The sequence below is a fragment of the Rhizobium sp. CF122 genome (assembly GCF_000282035.1).
Lineage (GTDB): Bacteria > Pseudomonadota > Alphaproteobacteria > Rhizobiales > Rhizobiaceae > Rhizobium.
Genome location: NZ_AKKA01000046.1, coordinates 23,916 through 33,060 on the forward strand (window position 1 = coordinate 23,916; position 9,145 = coordinate 33,060).

A 9,145-nucleotide genomic window follows, 5' to 3' on the forward strand; every position below is an offset into this window, starting at 1 on the left:
GACCGGTGCTTGCCGAAGGGATTTTCAAACGCCCAAGATCTGACATCGAACAAGAGCGCCCGACGCTGTTCGAGTCGGGCGCTGATCCTATGGTTGTATTTCGACAAAGGTAGTCTGCGAAACTACAAACGTTTGCTGCGAAGGACACTCAGATCTTTGCCAGCGACTGCTCGAGATCAGCGATGATATCCTTTACGTCTTCGATACCGACCGAAAGGCGAACGACGTCGGGACCGGCACCGGCGGCGATCCTTTGCTCGTCCGTCAACTGACGGTGCGTGGTCGACGCCGGATGGATCACGAGCGAGCGCGTATCGCCGATGTTGGCGAGATGCGAGAACAGCTCCAATCCCTCGACCAGCGTTTTGCCGGCCTCGTAGCCGCCCTTCACGCCGAAAGTGAAGACCGAACCGGCGCCCTTCGGCGAATAGCGCTGCTGTAGGGCGTAGTTCGGATCGTCTTCGAGGCCGGCATAGTTCACCCAGGCGATCTTGCTGTGTGCCTTCAACCACTTTGCGACAGCTATTGCATTATCGCTGTGGCGCTGCATGCGCAGCGGCAGCGTCTCGATGCCCGTCAGGATCAAGAACGCATTGAAGGGCGAGATGGCGGGGCCGAGATCGCGCAGACCGAGCACGCGGCAGGCGATGGCGAACGCGAAATTGCCGAAGGTCGAGTGCAAGACCACGCCATTATATTCCGGCCGCGGGGTGGATAGCATCGGATAATTGCCGGACTTCGACCAATCGAAGGTTCCGCCATCGACGATGATGCCGCCCATCGAATTGCCATGGCCGCCGAGGAACTTCGTCAGCGAGTGCACGACGATATCGGCGCCGTGTTCGATCGGCCGAATGAGGTAAGGGCTGGCCATGGTGTTGTCAACGATGAGCGGCAGGCCATGCTTGTGCGCCACCGCCGCGATCGCGGCAATGTCGACGAAGGTGCCGCCGGGATTGGCGAGGCTTTCGATGAAGATCGCCCGCGTCTTGTCATCGATCTGGCTTTCGAAGCTTGCCGGGTCGGCGGAATCCGCCCAGCGAACCTGCCAGCCGAAATTATCGAAGGCATGGCCGAACTGGTTGATCGAGCCTCCGTAGAGCCGCTTCGCGGCCACGAAGTTTTCGCCGGGGCGCATAAGCGTGTGGAAGACGATCATCTGCGCCGCATGGCCGGACGCAACGGCGAGCGCCGCAGTGCCGCCCTCGAGTGCCGCGACGCGCTCTTCGAGCACGGCCTGGGTCGGGTTCATGATACGCGTATAGATATTGCCGAATTGCTGCAGACCGAAAAGGGCTGCCGCATGATCGGAGTCGTTGAAGACATAAGCCGTCGTCTGATAAATCGGCGTCGCGCGTGCGCCGGTCGCGGGGTCCGGCTGTGCTCCCGCATGGACTGCCAACGTATTGAAACCCGGACCGTTCTTGGCCATGAAGCCCTCCCATTCAGTGATCGAATGGCGGCGAGCATAGCCGACGGCCGCGAAAAGTTAATCGCGTTCCATTTCAACCCAGGCACGTTATTTGAAAAATCCAACCCGTCAGCGGGCGAGCCGTGGATACTCGATAGCGGGGCATCGATCCATGACGATTTTGATGCCGGCCGCCTCGGCCCTTGCCGCTGCCGCATCATCACGCACGCCAAGCTGCGCCCATATCACCTTCGGTCGCGGGTTCATTGCCAATGCCTCATCGACAACACCTGATAGATATTCCGAGGCCCGAAAGACCTCGACCATGTCCACCGGCACAGGGACATCGGCGAGCCGGGCGTAAACCGTTTGACCTTGGATCTGCTTGCCGGCCTGGCCTGGGTTCACAGGGATGACGTTGTATCCCCGTGACAGCAGATAGCCCATCACGCCATTGCTGGGTCGAGCGGGATTCGGCGACGCGCCGGTCAGGGCAATCGTCTTCACGGAACGCAGAATGTCGAGGATGTAGTCATCCTCATATTCATCGTGATTCAAGGGCTTCGGCCTCCGATAACAATCGCGTTTATTTCGCGGTTCGTTGAAACCAGCAGTTAGTTTCGGCGTATATAGGAATTAGGACGCCCAAGGAGGATGTTCCCATGAAAAAATTGGCTGCCGTGATCGCCTTCGTTATGGCTACCTCCCCGGCGCTGGCCATTTCGCGATACAATTCGCTCACGATAAGCTGTCAGGCCGCACGTGCAGCGATCCGCAATGAGGGCGCCGTGATTTTGCGGTATCCGTCGAAGCGGGTGCCCGGCATGACACTGTTCGACCGCTACATTCGCAACAGCAATTATTGCGACGTCAACAAATACGCGGAATGGACGACCATCCCGACCAAGGACAATCCGAGGTGCCGTGTTCTGAATTGTCAGAATATCGACAACCTGAACGGGATGTTTATCATCCCATATTACTCGCTGTAAAAGCGCACTCCTGCCATACCAAATCGTGACGCGCGAGGCCTTGCCGACACAACCGTGCGCGCTGCGGGATCCGGCTGAGCGGCGGATTCCGTGATGGCTTTGTCACACTCCTGCAAAATTCGACACGGAAGAGTCGGCACCACCGTCAGTGTTCTATGTATATCCTGTATATGTTCACATATGTTCCCGCATATGTTAGCAACGCCTCATAGTTGAATAAGAGATAACCGAATAAACACTTCTGGTGTACGTTCCTCTTTTCCGGAAATTGCGAACCAGCATCTTCAGGTTGCCTGATATATGACAGAGCGTTGTTGCGCTCCGTCACGTCGTCAACCGGGATTGCTTTTTGCCGGCAACGGCGTAACAAGCATTTCACAATTGCTGTTTTCACACCGTCCGGTGGTCCTTTTTGCCGATCCACGTCATTCTGCTCGTTCTGTTTGGTGCGTTGCTGCACGCGACATGGAACGCCATGATCAAGGCGGGCACGGACAAGTCGCTGGATGCCAGCCTCATATCGGGAGGCGGCGCCGTTTGCGCCCTTCCCTTCCTGATGTTCCTGCCATTGCCGAATTCGGCGGCATGGCCCTTCATCGGCGCTTCGGCCGTCCTCCAGTTCGTGTATTTCCAGCTTGTCGCCGGCGCTTATCGTGCAGGCGACATCGGCCTCGTCTACCCGCTGATGCGCGGGTGCGCACCACTCTTGATTGCAGCCACCAGCGGTTTCATCCTGGATGAGAGGCTGTCGACAGGCGCGCTCATCGGTACGATGACGATCTGCACCGGTATTCTGACACTGGCCTTCGAGGCGCGAAAGGGCGGCGGACAAGCGATCCGGCTGGCGCTCGCCAATGCATGTGTCATCGCGACCTACACCTATGTGGACGGTATCGGCGCCCGCGTCTCCGGCAATGCGGTGTCGTATACGCTGTGGATGTCGCTGCTGCCGCCGGTATTGCTCTTCGCCTGGGCGATCTCCAAGCGGGGTACTGTCGCAGTCGCCGTCCACGTCCGCTACAACTGGTGGCGCGGCCTAATCGGTGGTGGCGGATCGATTGCATCCTACGGCCTCGCGCTTTGGGCGATGACCAAGGCGCCAGTGGCAACTGTTGCGGCGCTGCGCGAGACGTCGATCCTCTTCGCGCTGCTGATCTCAGTGATCGTGCTGAAGGAAAAAGCCAGCCCGTGGCGCTATCTCGCCGGCGCAATCATCGCGCTCGGCGGGCTGATCCTTAAACTCGGTTAGCTATTCGCCCGTCCACTGCGGCATGCGCTTGGAAAGGAAGGCTCCAATCCCCTCTTCGGCATCGCCCGTCAGCATGTTGTCGACCATGACCTGAGCGGCGTAGCTGTAGGCTTCCTCGATCGGCATTTCGAGCTGGCGGTAGAACGCTTCCTTGCCGATCTTCAACGTCAGCGGCGATTTGCTCGCAATGACGGAGGCGTATTTGGTGACGACCTGCGTCAGGTATTGCTTCGGCACGATGCGGTTCACGAGGCCGAAATCCTTGGCGGTCGAGGCGTCGATCGTCTCGCCGGTGAGCAACATTTCCATCGCCTGCTTGCGATGCGCTGCCCGCGAGACCGCCACCATCGGCGTCGAGCAGAAGAGGCCGATATTGACGCCCGGCGTGCAGAAGGTCGCCGTATCGGTGCAGATCGCAAGGTCGCAGGAGGCGACAAGCTGGCAGCCGGCGGCGGTGGCGAGCCCGTCGATCTCGGCAATAACAGGCTTCGGCAGGCGCGTGATCTCGAGCATGAGGTCGGCTGCCAGCGCGAAGGTTTCTTCGAAGAATGCCTCGCCGCCGTCCTCATCGGCCCGATGCGCGGTTAATTCCTTGAGGTCGTGACCTGCGGAAAAGACATTGCCCGTCGACGCGATGATGATTACGCGAACAGCAGCGTCGTTCGCAGCGCTCTGGAGTTCACCGATCAGGGTTTCCATGACGGCGATCGAGAGTGCATTCGCAGGCGGATTGCTGAGCGTCAGCCGCAGGATGCCGTCGCTCAACTGCGGAATGACGAGCGCGCCCTCGCCGGCTTTGCTCGGGTCCTTCCGGAAGGCTACGACTTCGGCCATGGTCTAACTCCCTGCATTGCTTTTTCATGCTAATTGTTCTGCCACAGGCGACAAGCAATTTCGAGGCAAAGTCATGCAACCGATCATGACGATCGACGAGCTCCACCATTTTCTGGATACGGATTTTCCACAGATCCACACGGATGGGCGCGTGTTCACGATTACCGATATCAAACCTGGCAGCGTCTCGATGCGGCTCGACCCAAGCGAGAGGCATTTGCGTCCTGGTGGCACCGTCTCTGGCCCCGCCCTCTTCACCCTAGCGGATGTAACGGCCTATGCGGCAGTACTCGCGCATATCGGGCCGGTTGCGCTGGCGGTTACGACCAATCTCAACATCAATTTCCTGCGCCTGCCGAAGCTTGTTCCAACGACATGCACCTGCAGGATTCTCAAGCTTGGCAAGCGGCTCGCCGTCATCGACGCCTCCGTTTTCCAGGAGAATGCAGATGAGCTGATCGCTCACGCGACTGCGACTTACTCTATCCCGCCACGTGAAATTTGAGGTACCAAAATACCACATAACTAACATATTGATTTTGCTTATGTATTTTTACGGTACGCAAATCTGACAATATTGACCGCAGTCCGCTTTGCCTCTATACACACCGCCAGAAATGCAGCCTTTCCGGGCTGCTTTCTTTTTGGCGCGTCTTCGAACAGCCAAACCAAGCAACAAGAAACGCCCTCTCGCCTTCGGGCCGAGGGATCCAAAAGAGAGTAACAACTATGGCAACCTTCTCCCAGAAGCCTGCAGAGGTGGAGAAGAAGTGGGTCATCATCGACGCCGAAGGGCTCGTCGTTGGTCGTCTCGCTTCCATCATCGCTATGCGCCTGCGCGGCAAGCACAAGGCAACCTTCACGCCTCACGTTGACGACGGCGACAACGTTATCGTCATCAACGCCGACAAGGTCGTTTTCACCGGCAAGAAGTATTCCGACAAGGTTTACTACTGGCACACCGGTTATGCCGGCGGCATCAAGGAGCGTACCGCTCGCCAGATCATCGAAGGCCGCTTCCCGGAGCGCGTTCTCGAGAAGGCTGTTGAGCGCATGGTTCCGCGCGGCCCGCTCGGCCGTCGTCAGATGAAGAACCTCCGCGTTTACGCTGGTTCCAATCATCCTCATGAAGCACAGCAGCCTGTCGTTCTCGACGTCGCAAAGCTGAACAAGAAGAACGTAAGGAGCGCCTAAGAATGGCTGACCTCTCCTCCCTGAAGGATCTCGGCACGTCCGAAGCAGCTGCTGCTCCGGTTCACGTCCGCAAGGTCGACTCGCTTGGCCGTTCCTACGCGACCGGCAAGCGCAAGAACGCTGTTGCTCGTGTATGGGTCAAGCCGGGCTCCGGCAAGATCGTCGTCAACGGCAAGGAATTCACGGAATACTTCGCGCGCCCGGTTCTGCAGATGATTCTGCGTCAGCCGATCGTCGCGGCTGCCCGTGACGGCCAGTTCGACATCGTTGCAACGGTTGCTGGCGGCGGCCTCTCCGGCCAGGCCGGTGCCGTTCGTCACGGTCTTTCCAAGGCTCTCACCTACTTCGAGCCGGGCCTGCGCTCGGTCCTGAAGAAGGGTGGCTTCCTGACCCGCGACAGCCGCGTTGTTGAACGTAAGAAGTACGGTAAGGCCAAGGCCCGCCGTTCGTTCCAGTTCTCCAAGCGTTAATCGCTTCGAAATACGGGAATGCGAAGGCCGGGCTCTTGCCCGGCCTTTTCTGTTGGCGGCCGCTTGAAGCGGCTCGTTCCCTTGCCAGTTCTACTGCATTCTATGCGCTTCACGCGCAGGCCAAGGGAGGCAGGAATGACCAAACAAGCAATCTATGTCGAACTGAAAGCAAGGTCCGGCAAGGAAGAAGAAGTGGCTACGTTCTTGAAAAGCGCACAGGCTCTTGTCGCGCAGGAGCCTGGCACGGTGGCATGGTTTGCCGTTCGCTACGACCAGAGCACATTCGCCATCTTCGATGCCTTCGATGACGAGGCAGGCAGACAGGCGCATTTGAATGGCAAAGTGGCCGCGGCGCTGATGGCCCGAGCAGAGGAACTGCTGGCCGAGGCTCCGCAGTTGAGGACTCCCGAAGTCCTGGCGGACAAGTTGCCGGGCTAGACCAGCCTTGGCCAAGCGACCGGCTTTGCCCATTCGGTTTGAGATTTGTTTCTGGTAGGCATAGCGGACAAAACACTCTCGAGGAGAATCTCTTGGCCAACAAGTCGATCGATCATGCTTTTACGGCTACGAACCTGACCTCGGCAGCCAGCGACCCGACCTTTGCCGGCGCGCTATCGTTCATGCGCCGCCGTTTTACCAAGGACCTGACCGGCGTGGATGCCGTGGTCTGGGGTATTCCCTTCGATGCCGCGACCTCCAATCGGCCGGGGACGCGATTCGGGCCGCAGGCGATACGGCGTGCGTCGGCGATCTTCGATAACGACCCGCAGTATCCCTTCAAGCGGGATCTCTTTGCCGATATGGCCGTGATCGACTACGGCGACTGCCTGCTCGACTACGGCAACCACCACGAGACGCCGGCCGCGATCGAGCGGCAGGCCAAGACGATCATCGATAGCGGCGCGTTCATGCTGACCCTCGGCGGCGACCATTTCGTCACCTGGCCGATCCTCAAAGCGCATGCCGCCAAGCACGGGCCGCTGGCTCTCGTCCAGTTCGACGCGCATCAGGACACCTGGTTTGACGACAACAGACGGATCGACCACGGCTCGTTTGTCGCGCGGGCTACGCGAGACGGCATCATCGATCCGGATCGTTCTATCCAGATCGGTATCCGCACCCATGCGCCCGAGGATTTCGGCATTCATATTCTCTATGGTCATCAACTGGAGGAGATGAGCGCGGGAGACATCGCCTCGACGATCATCTCGCATACCCGTGGGGCGCCATCTTATCTGACCTTCGATATCGATTGCCTCGATCCCGCCTATGCGCCCGGCACGGGAACGCCGGTGTCGGGCGGTCCCTCGAGCGCCAAAATCCTCTCAATATTGCAGCGCCTCCACCAACTGGACATCAGGGGCGCCGACGTCGTCGAGGTCTCGCCGCCCTACGACCATGCGGATATCACTGCCATTGCGGGGGCGACGGTCGCGATGTATATGCTGGGGCTGCATGCCGAGCGCCGCGCGAGCGCGTCACACGGCTGACTCATCCTTCTTACAAAGTGATTCCGGACTTCTTTCTAACCTATTGAAAGTGTGAGCAAGACAATGGCACCGAAGATCTTCATCGATGGCGAACACGGCACGACGGGCTTGCAGATCCGCACGCGCATGGCCGGTCGTCGCGATGTCGAGCTTCTGTCGATCCCGGAAGCGGAGCGTCGCAATGCCGCGATGCGCGAGGATATGCTGAACGACGCCGACATCGCCATTCTCTGCCTACCGGACGATGCTTCGAAGGAAGCCGTGCACATGGTCTCGGGCAACAACAATGTCCGCGTCATCGACACCTCCACGGCGTTCCGCGTCAATCCTTCCTGGGCCTACGGCTTTGCGGAAATGGATAAGGAGCAGGCAGAGAAGATCAAGTCCGCGCGCTTCGTCGCCAATCCGGGCTGCTACCCGACCGGTGCGATCGGCCTCATTCGGCCGCTGCGCGCTGCGAGTATCCTGCCTGATGGCTACCCGGTCACGGTCAATGCCGTCTCCGGCTACACTGGCGGCGGCAAGCAGATGATTGCGCAGATGGAGGATCAGAGCCGCGACGATGCAATCCCCGCGCCACATTTCCTTTATGGCCTGACGCTGACGCACAAGCACGTACCTGAGATGAAGATTCACGGCCTACTCGATCGCGAGCCGATCTTCTCGCCGTCGGTCGGCAAGTTCCCGCAGGGCATGATCGTTCAGGTGCCGCTGCATCTCGGCGATCTGGCCGAAGGCACGACGCTCGAAAACATCCACGCTGCTCTCGTGGCCCACTACGCGGGTCAGGACATCGTGACTGTTGTGCCGCTGGAAGAGAGCCGCAAGCTCCCCCGTATCGATGCCGTCGAGCTTGCCGGCAAGGACACGATGAAGCTCTTCGTGTTCGGCACGCCGGGCGCTTCGCAGGTCAATCTCGTGGCGTTGCTCGACAACCTCGGTAAGGGTGCGTCGGGAGCGGCTGTCCAGAACATGGACCTGATGCTCGCCTCGTAATCCCGGAACTGATCGATGTCGCTTGATACGCTGCAGGCGAACACGAGCGCGTGGTTTGTCGCCTCCTTGCCGGATCATGGCATTTTATCACTTGTCGTCATCGCTTTCATTGCGGGACTGGCGCGTGGCTTCTCGGGGTTCGGGGCGGCGCTGATCTTCATTCCGCTTGGCGGCGCAATCATCGGTCCGAAGCTGATTTCGCCGGTCCTGCTTGTCATAGACGGCCTTGCGACGCTGGGTATGATCCCTCCAGCCTGGCGCAGCGCCAGCCGGCGCGAAGTCTTCACCATGGCTGCGGGCGCGGTGCTGGGCGTGCCCGCCGGTACGGCAGCTCTGGCGTGGGTGGATCCCCTGACATTGCGCTGGGCGATCACGGCGATTGCGATTTGCCTGCTTGCATTGCTTGTTTCCGGGTGGCGATACCATGGCGAACCACGGACATCGCTGACCTCCATCACGGGTCTCGTTGCCGGCCTCTTCAGCGGCGCCGCTCAGCTCGGCGGGCCGCC

General features: G+C 59.5%; 12 protein-coding genes. 9 read left to right on the plus strand and 3 right to left on the minus strand.

The features are described from left to right. Positions 1-148: 148 nt before the first annotated feature. Positions 149-1,432 carry an O-acetylhomoserine aminocarboxypropyltransferase gene (locus tag PMI09_RS10045; RefSeq protein ID WP_007792165.1) on the minus strand — a complete coding sequence of 428 codons (1,284 nt, stop codon included), beginning with the start codon at positions 1,430-1,432 and terminating at the stop codon, positions 149-151. 108 nt (positions 1,433-1,540) lie between these two features. Beyond that, positions 1,541-1,969 (minus strand): CoA-binding protein, encoded by a 429-nt coding sequence (locus PMI09_RS10050; RefSeq protein WP_007792168.1) that lies wholly within the window; start codon positions 1,967-1,969, stop codon positions 1,541-1,543. Between the two features lie 104 nt (positions 1,970-2,073). Here PMI09_RS10050 and PMI09_RS10055 point away from each other — a divergent pair, with 104 nt between their 5' ends. Together PMI09_RS10055 and PMI09_RS10060 are read left to right on the plus strand one after the other, a co-directional pair. Continuing rightward, positions 2,074-2,403, plus strand: a complete 330-nt coding sequence (locus PMI09_RS10055; protein ID WP_007792171.1) for a hypothetical protein — start codon at positions 2,074-2,076, stop codon at positions 2,401-2,403. Positions 2,404-2,815: 412 nt separating this feature from the next. Then, positions 2,816-3,652, plus strand: a complete 837-nt coding sequence (locus PMI09_RS10060) for an EamA family transporter (RefSeq protein ID WP_007792173.1) — start codon at positions 2,816-2,818, stop codon at positions 3,650-3,652. Here PMI09_RS10060 and PMI09_RS10065 read toward each other — a convergent pair whose 3' ends face one another. Further along, a complete protein-coding gene (locus tag PMI09_RS10065; protein WP_007792176.1) occupies positions 3,653-4,486 on the minus strand; it encodes an enoyl-CoA hydratase in 834 nt (277 codons plus the stop codon). Between the two features lie 73 nt (positions 4,487-4,559). Between PMI09_RS10065 and PMI09_RS10070 the strand changes: the two genes are divergently transcribed. From PMI09_RS10070 to PMI09_RS10100, 7 genes are all read left to right on the plus strand, one after another. Then, complete coding sequence (locus tag PMI09_RS10070) at positions 4,560-4,991, plus strand: PaaI family thioesterase (RefSeq protein ID WP_007792179.1); 432 nt, start codon at positions 4,560-4,562, stop codon at positions 4,989-4,991. A gap of 224 nt (positions 4,992-5,215) precedes the next feature. After that, positions 5,216-5,680, plus strand: a complete 465-nt coding sequence (gene rplM, locus PMI09_RS10075) for a 50S ribosomal protein L13 (protein WP_007531725.1) — start codon at positions 5,216-5,218, stop codon at positions 5,678-5,680. Between the two features lie 2 nt (positions 5,681-5,682). Further along, on the plus strand, positions 5,683-6,150 hold the full coding sequence (rpsI, locus tag PMI09_RS10080; RefSeq protein ID WP_007531723.1) for a 30S ribosomal protein S9: 468 nt from the start codon (positions 5,683-5,685) through the stop codon (positions 6,148-6,150). Between the two features lie 135 nt (positions 6,151-6,285). Beyond that, complete coding sequence (locus PMI09_RS10085) at positions 6,286-6,588, plus strand: putative quinol monooxygenase (RefSeq protein ID WP_007792181.1); 303 nt, start codon at positions 6,286-6,288, stop codon at positions 6,586-6,588. A gap of 92 nt (positions 6,589-6,680) precedes the next feature. Then, on the plus strand, positions 6,681-7,640 hold the full coding sequence (speB, locus tag PMI09_RS10090) for an agmatinase (RefSeq protein WP_007792183.1): 960 nt from the start codon (positions 6,681-6,683) through the stop codon (positions 7,638-7,640). 63 nt (positions 7,641-7,703) lie between these two features. Further along, positions 7,704-8,636, plus strand: coding sequence for an N-acetyl-gamma-glutamyl-phosphate reductase (gene argC, locus PMI09_RS10095; RefSeq protein WP_007792185.1), 933 nt, complete (start codon positions 7,704-7,706; stop codon positions 8,634-8,636). Between the two features lie 15 nt (positions 8,637-8,651). Further along, positions 8,652-9,145: sulfite exporter TauE/SafE family protein (locus tag PMI09_RS10100; RefSeq protein ID WP_007792188.1), on the plus strand; the 494-nt coding region annotated here is incomplete at its 3' end.

Coding starts and splice junctions, on each gene's coding strand:
- argC (WP_007792185.1), top strand. CDS start 7,704: ATGGCACCGAAGATCTTCATCGATGGCGAACACGGCACGACGGGCTTG.
- PMI09_RS10070 (WP_007792179.1), top strand. CDS start 4,560: ATGCAACCGATCATGACGATCGACGAGCTCCACCATTTTCTGGATACG.
- rplM (WP_007531725.1), top strand. CDS start 5,216: ATGGCAACCTTCTCCCAGAAGCCTGCAGAGGTGGAGAAGAAGTGGGTC.
- PMI09_RS10045 (WP_007792165.1), bottom strand. CDS start 1,432: ATGGCCAAGAACGGTCCGGGTTTCAATACGTTGGCAGTCCATGCGGGA.
- PMI09_RS10085 (WP_007792181.1), top strand. CDS start 6,286: ATGACCAAACAAGCAATCTATGTCGAACTGAAAGCAAGGTCCGGCAAG.
- PMI09_RS10065 (WP_007792176.1), bottom strand. CDS start 4,486: ATGGCCGAAGTCGTAGCCTTCCGGAAGGACCCGAGCAAAGCCGGCGAG.
- rpsI (WP_007531723.1), top strand. CDS start 5,683: ATGGCTGACCTCTCCTCCCTGAAGGATCTCGGCACGTCCGAAGCAGCT.
- PMI09_RS10055 (WP_007792171.1), top strand. CDS start 2,074: ATGAAAAAATTGGCTGCCGTGATCGCCTTCGTTATGGCTACCTCCCCG.